The organism is Streptomyces sp. NPDC104381, assembly GCF_055583745.1.
Genome location: NZ_JBVJNK010000007.1, coordinates 112,684 through 133,778 on the forward strand (window position 1 = coordinate 112,684; position 21,095 = coordinate 133,778).

17 protein-coding genes are annotated in these 21,095 nt (G+C 69.7%); 4 read left to right on the forward strand and 13 right to left on the reverse strand.

Translation table 11 applies throughout. The features are described 5' to 3' along the window. Nucleotides 1-173: 173 nt before the first annotated feature. From ACZ607_RS24825 to ACZ607_RS24840, 4 genes are all read right to left on the reverse strand, one after another. Nucleotides 174-818, reverse strand: a complete 645-nt coding sequence (locus ACZ607_RS24825; protein WP_469737927.1) for a small secreted protein — start codon at nt 816-818, stop codon at nt 174-176. A 282-nt stretch (nt 819-1,100) separates the two neighbouring features. Continuing rightward, nucleotides 1,101-3,545: a sodium-translocating pyrophosphatase gene (locus ACZ607_RS24830; RefSeq protein ID WP_469737929.1), complete on the reverse strand. Its 2,445-nt coding sequence runs from the start codon at nt 3,543-3,545 to the stop codon at nt 1,101-1,103. A 537-nt stretch (nt 3,546-4,082) separates the two neighbouring features. Continuing rightward, on the reverse strand, nt 4,083-4,532 hold the full coding sequence (locus ACZ607_RS24835; protein ID WP_469737931.1) for an ATP-binding protein: 450 nt from the start codon (nt 4,530-4,532) through the stop codon (nt 4,083-4,085). A 207-nt stretch (nt 4,533-4,739) separates the two neighbouring features. Further along, entirely contained in the window at nt 4,740-5,093 is a 354-nt protein-coding gene (locus ACZ607_RS24840; protein ID WP_003967428.1) for an STAS domain-containing protein, read from the reverse strand. Between the two features lie 79 nt (nt 5,094-5,172). On the opposite strand from ACZ607_RS24840, the gene ACZ607_RS24845 reads away from it, so the two are divergent. After that, nucleotides 5,173-7,653, forward strand: coding sequence for a DEAD/DEAH box helicase (locus tag ACZ607_RS24845; RefSeq protein ID WP_469737933.1), 2,481 nt, complete (start codon nt 5,173-5,175; stop codon nt 7,651-7,653). A 41-nt stretch (nt 7,654-7,694) separates the two neighbouring features. Here ACZ607_RS24845 and ACZ607_RS24850 read toward each other — a convergent pair whose 3' ends face one another. From ACZ607_RS24850 to ssd, 7 genes are all read right to left on the reverse strand, one after another. Then, nucleotides 7,695-8,150: an Rv3654c family TadE-like protein gene (locus ACZ607_RS24850; protein ID WP_469737935.1), complete on the reverse strand. Its 456-nt coding sequence runs from the start codon at nt 8,148-8,150 to the stop codon at nt 7,695-7,697. Between the two features lie 38 nt (nt 8,151-8,188). Beyond that, the gene (locus ACZ607_RS24855) at nt 8,189-8,569 is read right to left on the reverse strand and encodes a TadE family type IV pilus minor pilin (RefSeq protein WP_469737937.1); all 381 of its coding nucleotides are present in this window, start codon (nt 8,567-8,569) and stop codon (nt 8,189-8,191) included. Next, nucleotides 8,556-8,792 (reverse strand): DUF4244 domain-containing protein, encoded by a 237-nt coding sequence (locus ACZ607_RS24860; protein ID WP_469737939.1) that lies wholly within the window; start codon nt 8,790-8,792, stop codon nt 8,556-8,558. Before ACZ607_RS24860 ends, ACZ607_RS24855 begins: the two co-directional genes overlap by 14 nt. A 218-nt stretch (nt 8,793-9,010) precedes the next feature. Further along, nucleotides 9,011-9,823: a type II secretion system F family protein gene (locus tag ACZ607_RS24865; protein ID WP_469737941.1), complete on the reverse strand. Its 813-nt coding sequence runs from the start codon at nt 9,821-9,823 to the stop codon at nt 9,011-9,013. Next, nucleotides 9,820-10,689, reverse strand: a complete 870-nt coding sequence (locus ACZ607_RS24870) for a type II secretion system F family protein (RefSeq protein WP_469738538.1) — start codon at nt 10,687-10,689, stop codon at nt 9,820-9,822. The genes ACZ607_RS24865 and ACZ607_RS24870 overlap by 4 nt, the downstream gene beginning before the upstream one ends. A 23-nt stretch (nt 10,690-10,712) precedes the next feature. Next, nucleotides 10,713-11,861, reverse strand: a complete 1,149-nt coding sequence (locus ACZ607_RS24875; protein ID WP_469737943.1) for a TadA family conjugal transfer-associated ATPase — start codon at nt 11,859-11,861, stop codon at nt 10,713-10,715. Next, complete coding sequence (ssd, locus tag ACZ607_RS24880) at nt 11,858-12,994, reverse strand: septum site-determining protein Ssd (RefSeq protein ID WP_469737945.1); 1,137 nt, start codon at nt 12,992-12,994, stop codon at nt 11,858-11,860. Before ssd ends, ACZ607_RS24875 begins: the two co-directional genes overlap by 4 nt. Before the next feature lie 501 nt (nt 12,995-13,495). Between ssd and ACZ607_RS24885 the strand changes: the two genes are divergently transcribed. After that, entirely contained in the window at nt 13,496-14,335 is an 840-nt protein-coding gene (locus tag ACZ607_RS24885; protein ID WP_469737947.1) for an HAD family hydrolase, read from the forward strand. A 448-nt stretch (nt 14,336-14,783) separates the two neighbouring features. Here ACZ607_RS24885 and ACZ607_RS24890 read toward each other — a convergent pair whose 3' ends face one another. After that, nucleotides 14,784-15,608, reverse strand: coding sequence for a Fic family protein (locus ACZ607_RS24890; RefSeq protein ID WP_469737949.1), 825 nt, complete (start codon nt 15,606-15,608; stop codon nt 14,784-14,786). A 102-nt stretch (nt 15,609-15,710) separates the two neighbouring features. Between ACZ607_RS24890 and ACZ607_RS24895 the strand changes: the two genes are divergently transcribed. Next, nucleotides 15,711-16,706, forward strand: coding sequence for an ATP-binding protein (locus tag ACZ607_RS24895; RefSeq protein ID WP_469737951.1), 996 nt, complete (start codon nt 15,711-15,713; stop codon nt 16,704-16,706). A 29-nt stretch (nt 16,707-16,735) separates the two neighbouring features. Here ACZ607_RS24895 and ACZ607_RS24900 read toward each other — a convergent pair whose 3' ends face one another. Next, nucleotides 16,736-18,070 (reverse strand): polysaccharide deacetylase family protein, encoded by a 1,335-nt coding sequence (locus ACZ607_RS24900; protein ID WP_469737953.1) that lies wholly within the window; start codon nt 18,068-18,070, stop codon nt 16,736-16,738. 299 nt (nt 18,071-18,369) lie between these two features. Between ACZ607_RS24900 and ACZ607_RS24905 the strand changes: the two genes are divergently transcribed. Beyond that, nucleotides 18,370-20,928 (forward strand): SulP family inorganic anion transporter, encoded by a 2,559-nt coding sequence (locus tag ACZ607_RS24905; RefSeq protein WP_469737955.1) that lies wholly within the window; start codon nt 18,370-18,372, stop codon nt 20,926-20,928. Nucleotides 20,929-21,095 lie beyond the last annotated feature (167 nt).

The following is a 21,095-nucleotide window of genomic DNA, read 5'->3' on the forward strand; positions in this document are numbered from 1 at the left end:
CCCACGAGGGGCGGCCGGGCTGCTGGGGGCGGTTCTTTCTCCGCTCTTCTCCGCTGCGGAGCCTTCTCCGCTACGGGCTGACGGGCTGCGCGCCGTACGCCGTACGCCGTCGGGTGTTCACGCCGTCACGCCGTCACGCCGTCACGCCGTCACGCCGTCACGCCGTCATGCCGTCACGCCTTCTCGCTCGCCGAGGCCGAAGGCGACGCGGACTTCGAGGGCGACCCGGACTCCGCGGCCGGGGCGTCCGGGGCGGAGGCCGGCGGGGCCGAGGCCGTCGGCTTCTGGCAACCCTTCTGCTTGGCCATCGCGGAGCCGACCTCACCGGACTGGAGCTTCTTCAGCGCCTGGTCACCATTGGTGCTGATCTTGTTCAGCTCGTCGGCGACGCCCTTGAGACCGTCGGCGAACTTCGCCTGGTCCTTCGTGTCGAGCGCGTCGACCTTCGTCTTCAGGTTCGCGTAGGCCACGGAGGAGGCGTTGAGCTCCTTCACGGCCTCCTTCTGCGTCGTCTCCCCGCCGTCCACGGGCGGCGCGCCTGCGGACTGCACGGCCGAGCCCAGCGCCTTGTACGCCTGCGAGATCTGCTGGAAGGCGGCCGAGTCGGTCTTCTGGACGTCGGCGGGCTTGCTGTTGTCGGCCGTCTGCTGCTGGATCGCGGCATTGGCGTTCGCGATCTTCTGCAGCTGCGGCTGGACCTGGTCGCAGACCTTCTTCGCCCAGTCGTTCACCTTGTTGTCGCTGTCGTCGCTGCAACCCGACAGCGTCAGTACGAGTACCGCACCGCCGGACAGTGCGGCTGCAAGCTTCTTGTTCACCGGATTGGGTCCCTTCCAAGGCTCTCGGCCCCGGAACTTACACGCCAAGTGGGCGACAATCTGGCGGCGGGCATCCGATATATATTCTTTTGCAGCCATTTGCACCAAGGGAAACAAGGGAGATACAACTCACCTGCCCGCCCGGACAGATGTTCAGGTACGCCCTGCCCGCGCTGCGGCACGGGGACGCACGACGGCGGACGACACGTCAGGCCGCGCCGACCGCCGACGTACTGAACGGGCGTCACATACGCACCCGCCCGGACCTCCTGTCCTCCCGGTTCACGAAACGGCCGCAGGCCCCGTGGACTTGGCGGGCCCGGCTCCGCCGCCGTCGCCGCCCGGGCCATCGCTGCCGCTGTCGCCCACGGCAATCCCCCGCCGTTTGGACACGTAGACCGCGCCGATGATGACGACGACGGCGATGACGGCGATCAGAGCCCGTACACCGGCGCTCGCGTCGTCCCCGTAACTGAACTGCACCACCGCGGGGGCGATGAGCAGTGCCACGAGATTCATCACCTTGAGAAGTGGGTTGATGGCGGGGCCCGCCGTGTCCTTGAAGGGGTCGCCCACCGTGTCGCCGATGACCGTCGCGGCGTGGGCCTCGCTGCCCTTGCCTCCGTGATGTCCGTCCTCGACGAGCTTCTTGGCGTTGTCCCACGCCCCACCGGAGTTGGCGAGGAAGACGGCCATCAGGGTGCCGGTGGCGATCGCGCCGGCGAGATACGAGCCGAGGGCACCGACGCCCAGGGTGAATCCCACCGCGATCGGCGCCAGGACCGCGAGAAGCCCGGGCGTGGCGAGCTCGCGCAGCGCGTCCTTGGTGCAGATGTCGACGACCCGGCCGTACTCGGGCTTCTCCGTGTAGTCCATGATCCCGGGGCGCTCGCGGAACTGCTGCCGCACCTCCAGGACCACGGCTCCCGCCGAACGGGAGACCGCGTTGATGGCGAGCCCGGAGAAGAGGAAGACGACCGCGGCCCCCAGGATCAGGCCGACCAGGTTGTTCGGCTGCGAGATGTCCAGGCTCAGCCCGAGCTCACCCGCCCGGGCTCCCACATCGTCGACCGCCGTGGCGATGGCGTCCCGGTACGAGCCGAAGAGCGCGGACGCGGCCAGGACCGCTGTGGCGATCGCGATGCCCTTGGTGATGGCCTTGGTGGTGTTGCCGACGGCGTCCAGGTCCGTGAGGACCTGCGCCCCCGCACCCGTGACGTCCCCGGACATCTCGGCGATCCCCTGGGCGTTGTCGGAGACCGGGCCGAAGGTGTCCATCGCCACGATGACACCCACGGTGGTCAGCAGACCGGTCCCGGCCAGGGCCACCGCGAAGAGCGCCAGCATGATCGACGTACCGCCGAGCAGGAACGCGCCGTAGACGCCCAGCCCGATCAGGAGCGCGGTGTAGACGGCCGACTCCAGGCCGATGGAGATGCCCGCGAGCACCACGGTGGCCGGGCCGGTCAGCGAGGACTTCCCGATGTCCCGGACGGGCCGCCGGCTGGTCTCGGTGAAGTAGCCGGTGAGCTGCTGGATCAGGGCGGCGAGCACGATCCCGACGGCCACCGCGACCAGGGCGAAGACGCGTGGGTCTCCACCGTGCGAGGTGATGGCGCCGTCGGTGACGCCGTCCAGCTCGGCGTACGACGAGGGCAGATGGACGAAGACGGCGACGGCCACGAGGACGAGCGAGATCACGGCGGAGACGAAGAATCCCCGGTTGATGGCGCTCATGCCGCTGCGGTCGGCGCGCCGGGGAGCGACGGCGAAGATCCCGATCATCGCGGTGACCACCCCGATGGCCGGGACGATCAGCGGAAAGGCGAGTCCCGCGTCGCCGAAGGCGGCCTTGCCGAGGATGAGCGCGGCCACGAGCGTCACCGCGTACGACTCGAAGAGGTCGGCTGCCATACCCGCGCAGTCACCGACGTTGTCGCCCACGTTGTCGGCGATGGTGGCGGCGTTACGCGGATCGTCCTCGGGGATGCCCTGCTCGACCTTGCCCACGAGGTCGGCACCCACGTCGGCGGCCTTGGTGAAGATGCCGCCCCCGACCCTCATGAACATGGCGATCAGCGCGGCACCGAGGCCGAACCCCTCCAGCACCTTGGGCGCGTCGGCGGCATAGACGAGTACGACGCAGGAGGCGCCGAGCAGGCCGAGGCCGACCGTGATCATTCCGACCACTCCGCCGGTACGAAAAGCGATCTTCATCGCTCGGTGCGAAACGGTGGTGAGATCCTTTTCCGGCTCGCCTTCCGCCGGAGTCGCCTCACGTGCGGCAGCGGCGACCCGCACATTGCTGCGGACCGCGAGCCGCATACCGATGTATCCGGTGGCCGCCGAGAAAAGCGCACCCACCAGGAAGAACAGTGAGCGCCCCACGCGCTGCGACCAGTTGTCGGCCGGAAGCAGCAGGAGCAGGAAGAACACGACGACGGCGAAGACGCCGACCGTGCGCAGCTGCCGGGTCAGATAGGCATTCGCGCCTTCCTGGACGGCCGCCGCGATCTCTTTCATGCGTTCGGTGCCCTCACCCGCCGCCAGCACCTGGCGTACGAGCAGCTGGGCCACGACCAGTGCCGCCAGGGCGACGACCGCGATGACGACGACGATCAGCCGGTTGCCATCGGTGAGAACTGCGGCTGCGAGTGAGGTGGAGCGGCCGGAAGGTACGGGAGTGTGCGTCAGTTCTGCCATTCGGGTGTCGAAGAACTCCGCCATACGTCCTCCTTGACGCTGAGCGCTCAAGACGTGGACGGATTGTAGGGAGCAAATCCTGATCAAAACAGTGGGTGGTCAATGAAATCGACTTTCGTCCACCCAATGACAAATGATCTCGCTCGGACTTGCACCCGAATGCAGTAATGGGGCAGAGGAATTACTCACGCGCTACACGCACACGGCGTACACCTGACACACATCCGGCTCGCTCTTCATTACGGAGATCATTGACCGGACCCAAAGAAAAAAGCCCTGCTCAGCAAGGCAAAAAAGTGATCACGCCGGTCACCCGACGCTCGCACGGGCACGAAAAAGGGCCGCCAGCGCGAGTGGGGCAGGGCCGCACAGGGCAGCCGGGGAGGCGGAGCCAGAGCCGCACGGGCGGCCAAGGGGAAGACTCAGGGCCGACTGGGCAGGCCGGAGGGCCAAGGCCGCACGAGGCGGGCAGGGGCGTAGGGGGCCGCAGGGGCCTGCTGGGCCTGCTGCAAGGCCGTACGAAACGGCGGGGCAGCGCCAGACCGCACGAGGCGGGATGGCTCAGGGAAGCACCACGGCGGGGGCCGTCGGCCAGGTCATGCGGATCACTCCGCCGTCCGCACCCGCGCGGACCTCCACGTCGTCGACCAGGCCGCTGATGACGGCGAGGCCCATCTCGTCCTCGCTGTCGGCGTCTGAATCCGCCTGGTCAGGGCCCCCGCCACCGGGAGCACCCGACACCGAGGCGTCGCTTCCCTGAGCGGCATGCCCGTCACCGACCTCGATGGAGAACTCCTTCTCCTCCTCGGTCAGCACGACAGTGATCGGGGCGGCGATGTCATGGCTCCGGTGCAGCCCGACGGCGCGGCTGCACGCCTCGCCGACTGCGAGTCTGACCTCGTCGAGCACCGCCTCGTCGACACCCGCCCGGCGCGCCACGGCGGCTGCAACGAGGCGGGCCGTCCTGACGTGTTCAGGCTGAGCGCTGAAGCGGAGTTCAACGGTTGGCATGCCATCCCCCTCGAACGTATGGGCGTGCATCTCAGGGGACCGGGCATCACGCCCGGTACCCCTGTCTCATTCTCCTCCGGGAACCGACAAAGCCGGCAGCCGACCACATGGCCGACCGCCTGCTCCTGGCGGCCCGTCTGCTGCCGCCCGCCGGTCTGTCACTGCGCGCAACGCCGGCCTTGGAGCTGCCGGCCCGCACCCGACGATTCAGTCGGTAGCCGCGACAGCCTCGTCGACCGTGGTGTGGATGGGAAACACCTTGGTCAGACCTGTGATCCGGAAGATCTTGAGAATGCGCTCCTGGTTGCACACCAGGCGCAGCGAGCCCTCATGGGCCCGGACACGCTTCAAGCCGCCCACGAGCACGCCGAGGCCGGTGGAGTCGAGGAAGTCGACGCCTTCCATGTCGACAACCAGGTGGTAGCTGCCGTCATTCACCAACTCGACCAACTGCTCGCGCAGCTTGGGCGCGGTATACACATCAATCTCGCCACCGACCTCGACGACCGTACGGTCGCCACCAGGCCCGGACACATTGCGAGTCGACAGGGACAGGTCCACGGATCCTCCAGCACCTTGCTATCGAGCGGTCGCCCCTCGGTCTCCCCGACGGAGGCCAGGGGACGGATCGCCAGCCGCGATGGCATTCAATCACTTACCAGCAGCCATGCACGACGCCTTGGGACCATTGTCCGTCACGCCAGTGACACACTCGGTGCCGATGGCCAAGAATCACCGCCCCAGTCGACCACCCGAGAACGCGGGCTCGCGCCCCTCTCCCACGGTGGTTCTCGACCGGCTCGCCGCAGCGGCGGGCCGGGCAGCGCGCATCACTCATACGGAGCACTTGCCCCCGCGTGCGGGAACCCATGCCCTCTGGCCGGATCGCATCCGGCCAGAAGTGATCTCGGCAATCGGCAGGGCCGGAATCGACCATCCGTGGACCCACCAGGCCACTGCCGCCGAGCACGCCCTGGACGGCGAGTCCGTGGTGATCGCCACCGGGACGGCGTCCGGCAAGTCGCTCGCCTACCTCGCTCCGGTGCTGAGTACCCTCCTCGACGGCTCCGATGCCCCGAACGGCCGTGGCACCACCGCCCTGTACCTCGCCCCCACCAAGGCCCTGGCCGCCGACCAGCGCCGCGCGGTGAAGGCGCTCGCGGCTCCCCTCGGCTCCGCGATCCGGCCGGCCGTCTACGACGGGGACACGCCGGTCGAAGAACGCGAATGGGTGCGTCAGTACGCCAATTACGTCCTGACCAACCCCGACATGCTGCACCGGGGCATCCTCCCGTCCCACCCCCGCTGGGCCTCCTTCCTCCGCTCCCTCCGCTTCGTCGTCATCGACGAGTGCCACACCTACCGGGGCGTCTTCGGCTCCCACGTCGCCCAGGTACTGCGCCGTCTCCGCCGCCTCTGCGCCCGCTACGGATCCGACCCGGTCTTCCTCCTCGCCTCAGCCACCGCGGCACAGCCCTCGGTCGCCGCGGGCCGTCTCACCGGCCTGCCGGTCAAGGAGGTCGCCGACGACGCCTCCCCCCGAGGAGAGATGGTCTTCGCCCTCTGGGAGCCGCCGCTGACCGAGCTGCACGGCGAGAAGGGGGCGCCCGTACGCCGTACCGCCACAGCCGAGACCGCCGACCTCCTGACCGACCTGACGCTGCAGGGCGTGCGTTCGGTCGCCTTCGTACGCTCCCGGCGTGGCGCCGAGCTCATCTCGCTCATCGCCAAGGAACGGCTCGCCGAGGTGGACCGCTCGCTGCCCGGGCGCGTCGCCGCCTACCGGGGCGGTTATCTGCCCGAGGAGCGCCGGGCCCTGGAACGGGCCCTGCACTCCGGAGACCTGCTCGGGCTGGCCGCCACGACCGCCCTGGAGCTCGGCATCGACGTCTCCGGTCTGGACGCCGTCGTCATCGCCGGCTACCCGGGCACCCGTGCCTCCCTCTGGCAGCAGGCGGGCCGCGCCGGGCGCTCGGGCCAGGGCGCCCTCGCCGTCCTGGTGGCCCGGGACGACCCGCTGGACACCTTCCTCGTCCACCACCCCGAGGCGTTGTTCCAGCAGCCGGTGGAGTCGACCGTCCTGGACCCGGACAACCCCTACGTCCTCGCTCCCCACCTGTGTGCCGCAGCCGCCGAGCTCCCCCTCACGGAGGCCGACATCCCGCTCTTCGGCCCCGCTGTACCCGAGCTCCTGCCACAGCTGGAGGCCGCGAAGCTGCTTCGCAGGCGGACAACCGGCTGGCACTGGACACGCCGTGAACGCGCCGCCGACCTCACCGACATCCGCGGCGGGGGCGGCCGTCCGGTCCAGATCGTCGAGGAAGGCACAGGCCGGGTGCTGGGGACCGTGGACGAGTCGGCTGCGCACACATCTGTCCATGAGGGAGCCGTCCACCTCCACCAGGGCCGGACCTATCTCGTCCGCACGCTGGACCTGGAGGATTCGGTGGCCCTGGTGGAGGAAGCCGTCCCTCCCTACTCGACCAACGCCCGTGACACGACCGCGATCGCCGTGCTCGAGACCGACACCGAGATCCCGTGGGGTGACGGGCGGCTCTGCTTCGGCTCCGTAGAGGTCACCAACCAGGTCGTGTCCTTCCTGCGCCGCAGGCTGATTACGGGCGAGGTCCTGGGCGAGACCAAACTCGACCTGCCACCCCGCACCCTGCGCACCCGTGCCGTGTGGTGGACGGTCACCGAGGACCAACTCGACGCCGCCCGGATCACCCCGGAGATCCTCGGCGGTGCCCTGCACGCCGCCGAACACGCCTCCATCGGCATACTGCCGCTCTTCGCCACCTGCGACCGCTGGGACATCGGCGGCGTCTCCGTTCCACTGCATCCCGACACGCTCCTTCCCACGGTGTTCGTCTACGACGGTCATCCGGGCGGCGCCGGATTCGCCGAACGCGCCTTCCACACGGCCCGTACATGGCTCACGGCGACGCGTCAGGCCATCGCGTCCTGCGAATGCGAGGCGGGCTGCCCGTCCTGCATCCAGTCCCCCAAGTGCGGCAACGGCAACGAGCCGCTGCACAAGCGGGGCGCCGTACGCCTCCTGACCGAACTGCTCAGGACGGCGCCACCGGACCCGCCACTGGACCCGCCCTCGGACTCGTAACCGCCCCCCTCAGACTCGTAGCCGAACCCGCCGTCGGACTCCTAGCCGGGCCTGCCGTCGGACTCGTGACCAGATCCACGGTCGGACCTGCCGTCGGACTCGTAACCAGATCCATGATCGGACCTGCCTGGGCCCAGCGTCGGATCCGTGGCCGTACCCACCGCCGGGCCTGTCGGGAGTGGAGGACCTTCCGGAGGCCCCGCTCTCGACCTGACCTCCGGTGCGTACGGTCCGAAGCGCACGCGGGCGGTCACGTCGGTGATCTCTCCCTGGACGCCGCACCGCACGATCTCCGCTCCCTGCGCCTCGGCAACTTCACCGGCCGCCGCGCAGGCCGCTTCCGCCCCTTTCAGCGCCTGGTCGGCCGCGGCGAGCGCCGCCAGGTCCGCCGCGCCGCCGGCCCTGTGCCGGGCGGCCACGGCCTGGCCGAGAGCGAGCACCATGGCGAACACCGCGCAGAGAGTCACCGTCGTGACGGCCACCCAGACCGTCGCCATCCCCCGGTCTCCGCCTCCGGGGCCGCGCCTCACCCCCCTCACGGCTCCGCCCCCACCGTGTCCTCCGCCAGCGCGACGGCCTCGGCGCTCAGCGTCAGACCCAGCGTGCCGGGCCCTGGAGTGGGCGCCTCGACCCGGACTCTCCACAGGGAACCGGCCCGCTCCACAGCGACCCGTGCCCGGCCTGGCGCGGCCTCCCGCGCCGCGGACCGCACCGAGTCCTCCGGCTCCGACCGGGCCGCGGCCCGCGCTCCGGCCCGTGCGGCGTCCACACAGCGGATCTGGTCCGAGGCGGCCACCAGTGCCCAGACAAGGGCGAGCACGAACACCACCAGCACCGGAAGAGCCATGGCGGCCTCCGCTGTGACCGCTCCCCGGTCGCCGTCCCGGCCCCTGCACAACCCCTCAGAATTTCGCATCGAGGGCGTCCTTGATCAGCGACTGCAACGCCGACAGCACCGCCCCGCTGGTGACCACCTTGTAGAGCACCGCCGCGAACGCGCAGGCCGCGATGGTCCCCACCGCGTACTCGGACGTCGTCATCCCCCGGTCGTGCCCACGGCCCCGCAGGCGCCTGCCGATCCCGGCCTCCCACGCACGACGCAGCACGCCCAGCGACCGCTCCATGACTTTCCTGCCCATCTCAACCCCCATGTTCAAAAACCACGTTGTTCGTTCGGAACTCGGAACCTGGAACTCGGCACTCGGCACTCGGCACTCGGCACTCGGCACTCGGCACCCGGCACCCGATACTTCGCTCGACGCTTCGTTCCAGCACGCCTCGACCCACCCGGGGGCCTGCCGGCAGCAGCGCCGGGAACCAGACGCCCCGGGCCCAGGAGCCGCAAAAGCCACCCCGTTCAGCCGCGGTGCAAGAGGCCGTTCGCCAGCCCGATCACGACCGGCGCTACGCCCACCGCCAGAAAGGCGGGCAGGAAGCAGAGCCCGACCGGCGCGGTGATCAGCACACCCGCCCGCTGCGCACGCGCCACAGCAGCGCTCGCCCGCTCGGCACGTATCTCGTCGGCCAGCCTGGAAACCGGCTCGGCCGCAGGCGCCCCCGTCGACCCGGCACGCTCCAGACAACGGGCCAGCGGCGCGGCCCCCGGCAACTCCCCGAACCGGCCCCACGCGTCAGCCGGTTCACCGCCGAGGAGGATCTCGGCCGCCGTACGGGCCAGCCGCTCACCGACCGGCCCGCCGATGGATTCGCCTACCGCCTCCGCCGCTTCCCGAGGCCCGGCACCCGCCGAGAGGCAGGAAGCCAAAAGATCAGCAGTGACCGGCAGTTGTTGAGCAATCAGAGCGGCTTCGGCACCCCGGTCGGCAGTGCCTCGCGCTTTGACGCGGCGCCGCCACCGCCGCACCCCGTACGCCGCCGCAAGACCGATCACGCTTCCGGCCGGGCCGCCGACGAGGATCCAGCCGGCCGCCCAGACGGCGAGGAATACCGCCCATCGCCGAGCAAGGTTCCATCCGGGCGCCCGCAGGCCGGTCGACCGCTGCCTCGTGTCACGCACACGTCCTTCGGTCAGCAGTCCCAACCGCCTGCGTATCGCCCGCTCATGCCGTCGGGCCGTGAGCGCCAGCGTGAGATACGCGGCTGCGCCCAGCAGCACCCCCACCGCCCCGGCAGCAGCCGGCGCGCCGCCCGCACCGGTCGACCCGCTCACACCGCTTCCCCCGCTCGCACGATCCGTGACGCCCAGAACAGCCCTGCGGCCTCCAGCAGGCCGCCTGCCACCAGGCAGACGAGTCCGCCCGGGCTGTGCAGCAGCACCCCCAGCGGGTCTGCTCCGAGCGCCGCCCCCAGCACCAGCCCCACCACCGGCAGCAACGCCAGGAGCACAACCGTCGACCACGCACCCGCCAGCTGGGCCCGCAACTCCTCCCGTCGCCGCCTCTCGCCCCGCAGGCCGCTCTCCAGTCGTGCCAGGCCGGCCGCCAGACCGGCTCCGCCGTCCACCGCGACCCGCCAGCAGGCGGCCATCCCCGCAAGCCCCTCGAGGCCGGGCCCCACCGCCGCCTCCCGCAACGCACCGGCCACATCGCCGCCGAACCGTGCGGCGGCCAGCACGGCGGACTCACCCCCGCCCAGGGCCTCGGCTCTCCGCGTGCCGTCCAGCACCCTGGTGTTCCGCGCGGCGGCGAGCAGCGCCTGTCCGGGCTCCCGCCCGGCCCGTAACTCGCCGATCACCGCCCCACAGAGCGCCGTCACAGCGTCGGCCGCCTGCTCCTGCTCACGTTGCCGGGCCCTGCGTCGCAGCCAGCGCCTCGCCAGGGGGACCGCCACAGCTCCCGCGAGCAACGGCAGCACCGATTCACCCAGCACGGCGAGAACAACTGCCACAGGGGCGCACAGCCATTCCTTCCGTCCGGCGAGGAGCGCACGTGCCCTGTCCCGGGCCGCCGGCGCCCACGGCTCGTCCGTCCGCCGATCCAGCAACAGCCGGGCCCGCCGTGCCCCCGGGTCGCCGGCCACGGCCAGAGCGCCCGCCACGCCCGCACAGCCGGCCATCGCCCACGTCAGTAGCCCCATCAGTACGCCGGGGCCCGTCGAAGTCACGACCCATCCCCGATCAGCGAGCCGAACCGCTCCCAGCCCCGATCCGGCTCGAACCCCTCGGCACCCCAGCGCAGCGCCGGAACGGTGACGACCAGGCCTGCGGGATCTCTTTCCAGCACATGCACATCGGCCAGACGGCGCCGCCCGTCCCTGTCCCGCACGAGATGGACGACCACGGACAGCGCCGCCGCCAGCTGACTGTGCAGGGCCGCCCTGTCGAGGCCCGCGGCGGTTCCCAGAGCTTCCAGGCGTGCGGGAACGTGCTCGGCCGCATTGGCGTGCACCGTGCCGCACCCGCCCTCGTGCCCGGTGTTGAGTGCGGCCAGAAGCTCCGTCACCTCGGCGCCTCGGACCTCTCCCACCACCAGCCGGTCAGGACGCATACGCAGCGCTTGGCGCACCAGGTCCCGCAGCGTCACCCGCCCAGCACCTTCCTGATTGGCGGGCCGTGACTCCAGCCGCACCACGTGCGGGTGGTCCGGTCGCAGTTCCGCCGAATCCTCAGCCAGCACGATGCGCTCCCGCTCGCCGACCGCCCCCAGCAGGCTCGACAGCAGCGTCGTCTTTCCCGCCCCCGTTCCTCCGCTGATCAGATACGACACCCTGGCCTCCACCAGAGCTCTCAGCAGCCGGTCGCCTCCGGGCGGGACCGTCCCCGCCGCCACGAGCTCCTCCAGCGTGAAGGCCCGGTGCCGCACCACACGGAGCGAGAGGCACGTCGAGCCGACCGACACCGGCGGCAGAACCGCGTGCATGCGCGTCCCGTCCGGGAGCCGCGCGTCCACCCACGGCCGCGCGTCGTCCAGTCGTCGCCCCGCTACCGCTGCGAGCCTCTGCGCCAGCCTCCGGACGGCCGCCGCGTCCTGGAAGACGACTCGGGTCAGTTCGAGTCCGCCGCCGCGGTCCACCCACACCCGGTCGGGGGCGGACACCAGCACGTCGGTCACCGCCGGGTCGGCCAGGAGCCGCTCCAGCACTCCTGTACCGACCAGCTCGCCCCGCAGTTCCTCGGCCGCTCCGAGCACTTCCGCGTCACCGAGCAGACGGCCCTGCTCCCTCAGCGCGGCGGCCACTCCCGCCGGAGTGGGCGCCGCGCCACTGCGGGCCAGTCGCTGGCGCACGGCATCGAGCAGCGCGTCGGTCATGACGCCCCTCCGCGAGGCCGGGACGGTACGGGCTCCAGTTGGCCCGGGGCATCCGCCAGATCCCAGAAGGCCGTACAGAAGCGGGCCAGCGCGCCGCGAGCATCCCCGCCCGGGGGCACACCGCTGTCCTGGGCCGCAGGAAGCCCGGGCTCCGTGGGGAGATCGCCGACGAGCGGCAGGCCCAGCGCCTGCGTCACCCATTGCTCGTCCAGGCCTGCGGTGTACGGCCCCCTGGCAACGACGCGCAGATCTTCGAGAACCATGCGGGCCGCGGCTGCCACACGCTGCGCTGCCGCGACCGCTCTCAGTTCCCCGGGTACGACCAGCAGGCCGACGTCGAGCTGCGCCAGCGCCTCGGTCACGCTTTCGTCGAACCGTCGCGGCAGGTCCACGACCACGACTCCACCGAGTCGACGCGCGGCGGCGAGCACCGACTGCATGGCCTGGGGAGGAACAATCACCTGGTCGCCACGGCCCCAGCTGAGCACGCGCAGGCCGTGCAGCGCCGGCAGGGACTCCTCCAGTGCCCCTCCGCCCAGCCTCCCCTTCGAACGGGCGAAATCCGGCCACCGCAGGCCCTCGGATCCCTCACCGCCGAGCAGCACGTCGATGCCACCACCCAGGGGGTCCCCGTCGATGAGCATGGTCCGTCGGCCCGACCTCGCAGCCGTCACAGCAAGCGCACAGGCCAGCGTGGACGCGCCGGACCCCCCTCGGCCGCCCATCACTCCCACGGTGAGCGCCGATCGGCCCACGCCCTCCACGGCGTTGGCGATCTGGTCGACCAACCAGCCTTCGGAATCGGGCAGTCTCAACACGTATTCGGCCCCGATCTCCACCGCACGGCGCCAGACGTCGGGGTCATCCTGGTCCCGGCCGACGAGCATGACGCCCGGCCTCCTGGGTGCCCCGCGACAGCCGCGCGCCGCATCGTCGCCCACCAGGACCATCGGGGCCCGCTTCCAACCGCCCCTCTCCCCCGGAGACCCGTGATGTACCTCAGGCACGGCGCCGGCCGCCGCACACAACCTGAGCAGATCGTCCAGCAGATCCGGATCCTCGGTGAGGATCAGCGGCCCTTCCCGCCGCGCGTCGGCGCTCGACGAGCCTTCACCCGCGAAAGATCCAGCCACGATCTCCGCCCCTCTCGCTGTCTCCTCCAGTGCGGTTTCGCAGCGATCTCGAACAACTTCCGAGATGCGCGATTCCGGAACCCGCGGACTTCGCGGGTGGGATCAACATGCGACAGCGCGAAAAAACATGTGGATCTTGCTCAAAAACTGTGGATAACTCAAGCGTTGTGAATATCTCGGTAGCTCGTACAGGGGACTTTCGCAGCGCAGCCCTTCCGCTACACACCGTGACGAGTCATGATCGAGTGAACCCGCGACGCAGGGAACCCATCGGTCGTCGCGAGACGGGGAGAGATCGGCGCCTCGGCCGCGAAATGCATCCGGACATGCGACGACCCCCGCCGGGGGGGAGAGCGGGGGTCGTCCCCACGGCCGACTCGGGGGGGGGAGGAGTCGGACCGGGTTAGCACGGTCGCGAACGATCCGTGACTTCCATGGTGTACCCGAGGCCCTTCTCAGGCAAACCCACCTACCGGACTTTACGCCGAATGGCGGGCCCCTATGCTCACCTTTGTGGAAAACTGCTTCTCGCCGCGCACAGCAGCCTTCTTTGACCTGGACAAGACGGTCATTGCGAAGTCATCGACACTGACCTTCAGCAAGTCCTTCTACCAAGGCGGGCTGATCAACCGCCGTGCCGTACTGCGCACCGCGTACACACAGTTCGTGTTCCTCGCCGGGGGCGCCGATCACGACCAGATGGAGCGGATGCGTGAATATCTCTCAGCGCTCTGCAAGGGGTGGAACGTCCAGCAGGTCAAGGATCTCGTCGCCGAGACCCTTCATGACCTGATCGACCCGATCATCTACGACGAAGCCGCAACCCTCATCGAGGAGCATCACACCGCCGGGCGTGATGTGGTCATCGTTTCGACCTCCGGCGCCGAAGTCGTCGAGCCCATCGGGGAGCTCCTCGGTGCCGACCGGGTCGTCGCGACCCGGATGGTCGTGGGTGACGACGGCTGCTTCACCGGCGAGATCGAGTACTACGCCTACGGCCCGACCAAGGCCGAGGCCGTCAGGGCTCTCGCCGACTCGGAGGGCTATGACCTGTCGCGCTGCTACGCGTACAGCGACTCCGCCACCGACGTGCCGATGCTGGAGGCCGTGGGGTATCCGCATGCCGTCAACCCGGATCGAGCACTGCGCCGCGAGGCCACCCTCAGGGAATGGCCGATTCTCGTCTTCGACCGGCCCGTCCGGCTCAAGCAGCGCCTGCCCAGGTTCTCGATGCCACCGCGACCGGCCCTCGTGGCGGCGGCCGCGTTGGGTGCGGCCGCCGTGACCGCCGGGCTCGTCTGGTACGCCAACCGTCGCCGCTCAGCGACGATCCCCGCCTGAAAGGCTCGACGACAGGCGCTCCCCCGGCCGTGCCCGCCTCCGGACGCACAACATTGTCCGACTCAGATACATTTGAACGTAAAAGTAAAGAAAACCGGTCAGGGCTTCCGCTGCTCCAGGCGCCGGAGTACAAAGGACTCAACGGCCCGCGAGACCAGGGACATCCGAGAGGGTCACCTTTCACGCAGATCAGGCCCCACGGACCGCGCACGGAAGTCGAGTACCCACGCGACGTCGACCCGTCGATTACGGGCCAGCCGCACCAGGTGACGGGCAAAGAACCCGACCTGATGGGCACATATATCGAGGACGCTTGGTAACTGGGCGGACGTGCCAGCGGCGGTACCGGAACCGGTACCGCCGCAACCCTTTTCAGCCGACCCGTAGCGGGCAGAACACCTCGGCGGCATCCGGTCGAGCCGTGCAGCCGCCCCCCGGACGGAGCCGGTCAGGCCGCGCCGCGCTGCAGCGCCTCACACACCGCGGTGGACTCCCTGACACCCAGCTCCACCGAGCGCCCGCAGTGGGCGATCCAGGCGGCCATGCCCTCAGGTTTGCCCGAGAGATACCCCTCGAAGGCGGCGACGTAGGCCGCGCGCCCCTGCTCCGCATGCCCGACCTCGGCAGGGCAGATCGACTTGGGATCGAGCCCGCTGCCGATCAGCACGATCCGCTCCGCCGTCCGGGCGACCAGGCCGTTGTGCGTACCGAAGGGGCGCAGCGCCAGCAATTCACCGTGCACCACGGAGGAGGTCACCAGCGCGGGCGCAGAGCCACCGGCGATGATCAGCTGGGACAGTCCTTCGAGGCGCCCGGACACCTCGTCCGCGCTCGGGAGGGGCGCCTCGATCAACGGCTCGGTGACCGGCTCGCCCGCCAGCCTGGGCCTGCCGACCGTGTCGTCCGGGGATGATCCGCCCGCGGCCACCAGGTGCAGACGAGCCAGGACGCGAAGCGGCGACTGCCGCCAGATGGAGAGCAGCTGCCCCGCTTCCGCCGTGAGCCTCAAGGCAGCACCGATGGTGCGGGACTCGTCCTCACTGCTGAAATCCGTGCGCCGGCGCACCTCCTCGAGATTCCAGTCGGCACCCGAGAGGGCCGCGGAACCACGAGCTCCACGCAGAGCCGCCTCCGCGGTGACCTCGTTGCTTCGGCGACGCATGACCCGGTGCCCGTAGACCCGGTCCACGGCCGTGCGTACGGAGTCCACCGCGTCGACGACGCCTGGCAGGTCACCCAGGGCGGCAAGCGGGTCCGAGGAAGTCGTACTCATAAGTAGGGAGGCTACGCGCCCGGGATGCGGATGCCGCCCCGGAGTGGCCTTCTTCACGAAGAACGACAACAGAACGCGATCGCACGGCTACCCTAGGTGAACATGAAGATCGCTTTCGTGGGGAAGGGCGGCAGCGGCAAGACCACGCTGTCCTCGCTCTTCATCCGCCACCTCGCTGCCAATGAAGCCCATGTCGTCGCAGTGGACGCCGACATCAACCAGCATCTCGGGGCCGCCCTCGGCCTGGACGAACAGGAGGCCGCGGCCCTGCCCGCCATGGGCGCTCAGCTGCCTCTGATCAAGGACTACCTCCGCGGGAGCAACCCCCGCATCGCGTCCGCCGCGACAATGATCAAGACGACACCGCCCGGGGAGGGGTCCCGGCTCCTCCGCGTCCGCGAGGACAACCCGGTCTACGACGCCTGCGCCCGCACGGTGCGTCTCGACGACGGGGACATCCGGCTGATGGCCACCGGCCCGTTCAACGAGTCGGATCTGGGCGTCGCCTGCTACCACTCCAAGGTCGGTGCGGTCGAGCTCTGCCTGAACCACCTGGTCGACGGGCCCGACGAGTACGTGGTAGTCGACATGACGGCCGGTTCGGATTCTTTCGCGTCAGGGTTGTTCACCCGTTTCGACATGACCTTCCTGGTCGCCGAGCCGACCCGGAAGGGCGTCTCGGTCTATCGCCAGTACAAGGAGTACGCCCGGGACTTCGGTGTCGCGCTGAAGGTGGTGGGCAACAAGATCCAGGGCGAGGACGACCTCGACTTCCTTCGCGCCGAGGTAGGCGACGACCTGCTGGTCGGCATCGGTCACTCCGACTGGGTCCGGACGATGGAAAAGGGACGGCCGGCCCCGTTCGAGCTCCTGGAAGCGGACAACCGGATGGCTCTGCAGGCGCTGCAGAACGCCGCGGAGGACTCGTACGACCTGAGGGACTGGGAGCGCTACACGCGGCAGATGGTGCACTTCCACCTGAAGAACGCCGAGAGTTGGGGCAACGAGAAGACGGGCGCCGACCTGGCTGCCCAGGTCGACCCCGCCTTCGTCCTGCGCGAGCACCTCGCGGAGACGGGCGCCGCCCAGCCGGCCTGAACCGGACGGAGCGGCGCCGGAAGGTGCCCCTACTCCGCTCCTCCGTCAGCTCCCGCGCCTCCCGACCGGTCCGCCGGCCTGGCGGGCACGGGGCTGGCGGCCGGCTTGCCCGGAGCGGCACCTGCGAGGAACGCGGTCCAGCCCGGCTTGGGCTCCTGACCCACCTTCAACGTCCCCAGCTTCGCCAGCGTCGCCGGGTCCTGCGCGTCCAGCCAGTCGGCGAGCTGACGGAAGGAGACGCACCGCACATCCTGCTTGGTGCACACCGTCTTGATCGTTTCCTCGACGGCGCGCATGTACGTCCCGCCGTTCCACGACTCGAAGTGGTTACCGATGATCATCGGGGCGCGGTTCCCGTTGTAGGCGCGGTCGAACGCCTGAAGAAGTCCGTCCCGCATCTGGTTGCCCCAGTACTCGTGCTTGTCCGGATCGCCCTGCGTGGTCGTACCGGACTGGTTGAACATGAAGTTGTAGTCCATCGAGAGCGTCTCGAAGGCGCGGCCCGGCACGGGGACGAGCTGCAGGGGCAGGTCCCAGAGCCCGTCCTTCTTCGCGGGCCAGACCTGGTTGCCGATGCCGCTGGAGTCATAGCGGAACCCCATGGTCCGGGCGGCCGCGACCATGTTCTTCTGCCCTTCGAGGCACGGAGTGCGGGCGCCGATCAGCTCCTTGTCGTAGTCGAAGGGCAACGGCGCCTCGCTCTTGAGGTCGGGGTCGTTGGTCTTCCAGCCCTTCACGAAGGACTTCGCCTGGCTGATCTCGCTCTTCCACTCCTCGACCGACCACGTGCCGACACCTCCGTCGGGCCCGCAGAAGTGCCCGTTGAAGTGGGTGCCGATCTCGTTGCCCTCCAGCCACGCGGCACGCAGCTCCGTCAGCGTGTCGCGGATTCCGTCCGTGTCGTTGAACCCGATGTCGGAACGGCCCGCCGAATGCTGCGGCGGGTCGTAGAGGTCCTTCTTCTTCTCCGGCAGGAGGTACACACCACTGAGGAAGTACGTCATCTTGGCGTCGTACTTCTTCGCGACCGCCCGGAAATGCGAGAAGAGCTTCTGGCTGTCCTCACCCGCACCGTCCCACGAGAACACCACGAACTGCGGGGGCTTCTGGCCGGGCTTGAGCTTCTTGGCCACGGGAAGTTTCGGCTGGGCTCCCGTAAAGGCGGTGGACCCGTCGCCGATGAGCTTGACCGCTCCCTTCGGCGCCGCGGCCGGAGAGTTCTCCTCGGCACCGGGGGCGGAGCGCTTCCCGGTGCCGGGCGTGGAGCCGGAGGCTCCCGTATCCGGACCCGAGCAGCCGGCCAGGCCTGCGACCAGCGCCGTGACCACGGCGCCCAGGGCGATCCTCTTCGTGGCGGCCATCATCCGTCCACCCTCTTCCTTGCGGGATTCGTGCGTTGAAGTGCCGACAGAGCGCGGTCAACCTCACACGCAGCTCCGCCGGAACCAGTACGACAAGCCGGATGAAAAGCTGCTTATTCACTGAGAAGGGTGATGTAGTGGGCTATTTGCTCGAAAGCATGGACACCTTTCTTTACTCTCCATTACTATTCATTTACGGAGAGTTGAGAAATCCCGCCGCTGTACCCCACCGCTGCACGCCGTGATCCACGGCCGCCGTCCTTCACATACCGCGACCGCGCTGCCCCGGAGGAGACGGGAACATGTCTGCCTGCGCCCCTACTCGTAACGACCACTCATCCCGTAGTTCGCGCCCTTCTCGGGCCTCGGGAATCAAGCGTCCACACAGCCCGCCACCACGGCCCGGCCGCGGCCCCTTCCGCGTCTCGGGTGCGGATCTGTCCGCATCGATCACTGTCTTCCTGATCGCCATTCCCATGTCGCTCGGCCTCGCCGTCGCCATGGACGCCCCCCTCGCCGCCGGCCTGGTGTCCGCCGCGATCGGCGGCATCGTCGCCGGCCTGCTGGGCGGCACTCCGCTCCAGGTCAGCGGCCCCTCCGCCGGGCTCACCGTGGTCACGGCGGAGTTGATCCAGATCTACGGCTGGCGCACCACCTGCGCGATCACCATCGGCGCGGGACTCCTGCAGATCCTGCTGGGTTCGGTAAGAGCGGCCCGCAGTGCCCTCGCTGTCAGCCCGGCCATCGTGCACGGCACACTCGCCGGTATCGGTGTGGCCATCGCTCTCGCCCAGTTGCACGTCGTGTTCGGCGAAGTACCACGGAGCTCCGCTCTCGACAACGCACTCGCCCTCCCGGCCCACTTGACGCACTTCGAGCCGGCCGGGCCCCTCATCGGAGTGCTGACGATCCTGCTTCTCATCGTGTGGCCGCGTATGCCCGGACGGATCGGAGCGTCGCTGGGCAGAATCCCCGCCGCCCTGGCCGCGGTGGTGATCGCGACCGCGGTGGCCGCCGCGGCGGCACCCGGGATCGCCCGGGTGGATCTGCCGTCATGGCGCTCGCACGCGCTGCCCGAGCTGCCGCACGGTCCGGTGATGACGCTGGCGACGGCGATGTTCACCGTCATGCTCGTGGCCAGTCTCGAATCCCTGCTGGCCGCCGTGTCCGTGGACAAGCTGGCCGCAGAGCAGGCCGCGGCCCCGCCCAAGGACGGGGCGCCCCCGCACGCCCCCGTCGAGCGGTCGGACCTTGACCGGGAGCTGCGGGCCCAGGGTGTCGCCAACGCCCTGTCAGGACTGGCCGGCGGCATGCCCGTTTCGGGCGGTGCGGTGCGCAGTTCCGCCAACGTCCGGGCCGGAGCGACGAGCCGCGCCTCCACCGTGCTGCACGGCGTCTGGGTGCTGCTGGCAGCCGTGCTGCTGGTCACGGCCCTGGAGTGGATCCCACTCGCCGCCCTCGGCTCCCTGGTGATGGTGGTCGGGATCCAGATGGTCAGCTTCGCCCACATCCGCAAGGTTCACCGGCACCGGGAATTCCTGGTGTACGGCGCCACGATCAGCGGCGTGGTCCTGGTCGGCGTGCTCGAGGGGGTGGCGATCGGCATCGTCGTGGCGGTGGCCGTCGCCCTGCACCGGCTGGCGCGCACGAGAATCACCGTGACCGAGCAGGACGGCCGTCATCTGGTGGCCGCTCGGGGACAGCTGACCTTCCTGGCCGTTCCGCGGCTCAGCAGGCTGCTCGGCAAGCTCCCGCACGGCGCCGACGTCGTGGTCGAGCTGGACGGCTTCTTCATGGATCACGCGGCGTACGAGACGATCCAGGACTGGTACACGGCCCAGACCGCGCTGGGGGCCCGGATCGAATTCACCGGGCGTTCCGGTGGCCGGATCGCCGAGCCCGCCTCGGCCGCGCACTCCTGTTGCCGTCCCTGGACACCCTGGCGCAACCATCACTGCCACGACGGCCCGCAGCACACCAAGGACGCCACGACACAGGCCAACGCCCTCAACGCTCACGACTCCCCCACCGATCCGGCCTCGCCTGCCTCCGCCGTCGTCTCCGAAGCTCCCGCTCCTGTGGGTTCGACGGGTTCCTCGGGGCACCGGCACGGAACCCACCGGCTCCTCAGCGGCCTCAGTTCGTTCCAGCGCACCACCGCCCCGCTGGTCCGCGAGGAACTGGCCCGGCTGGCCGCCGAAGGGCAGCGGCCTTCCCAGCTGTTCCTCACCTGTGCCGATTCCCGCCTGGTCACCAGCATGATCACCGCAAGCGGCCCGGGCGACCTCTTCACCGTGCGGAACGTGGGCAATCTGGTGCCACCGCCGGACGTCGAGGGAGCGACGGGCAATGACGACTCGGTGGCCGCCGCCATCGAGTACGCCGTGGATGTGCTGGAGGTCGAGTCCATCACCATCTGCGGCCACTCCGGATGCGGTGCGATGCAGGCCCTGTTGGGAGCAGCCACCCCTGAGGCGCCCCGGACGCCCTTGTGGCGCTGGCTGCGGCACGGTCTGCCGAGCCTGGAGCGCATGCGGTCACGTCACCATTCCTGGGCGCGGATCGCCGGCCGGCTGCCCGCCGATGCGGTGGAGCAGCTCTGTCTGACCAATGTGGTCCAGCAGTTGGAGCACCTGCGTGCGCACGAATCGGTGGCGCGCCGGCTGACCGAGGGCACCCTGCAGCTGCACGGCATGTATTTCCATGTCGGTGAGGCGCAGGCCTATCTGCTGACCGAGGGCGCCAGTTCCGGCACCGGGCCCGACGAGGTCTTCGTCCGGGTCGCCCCGGGCGCGGTATGGGGCGCGGAGCACGGCATCGATGCCCTGCACACGACGCCCGGCGCCGGCGTCAGCGCCTGAACCACTCACACATCCGGTCCGTGAGACCTTGTGGTCCCGCTTTCGTGTCGCACAGCGCTGCGCGCGGAAGCGGGGCAGGTGACTCCATACACCAAGCACAGGTCTAAACCAATTTCCGGCAGACACTTGTCACCTGGCCCGCAGCCTGATGAGCTGTCCCCCGGGAC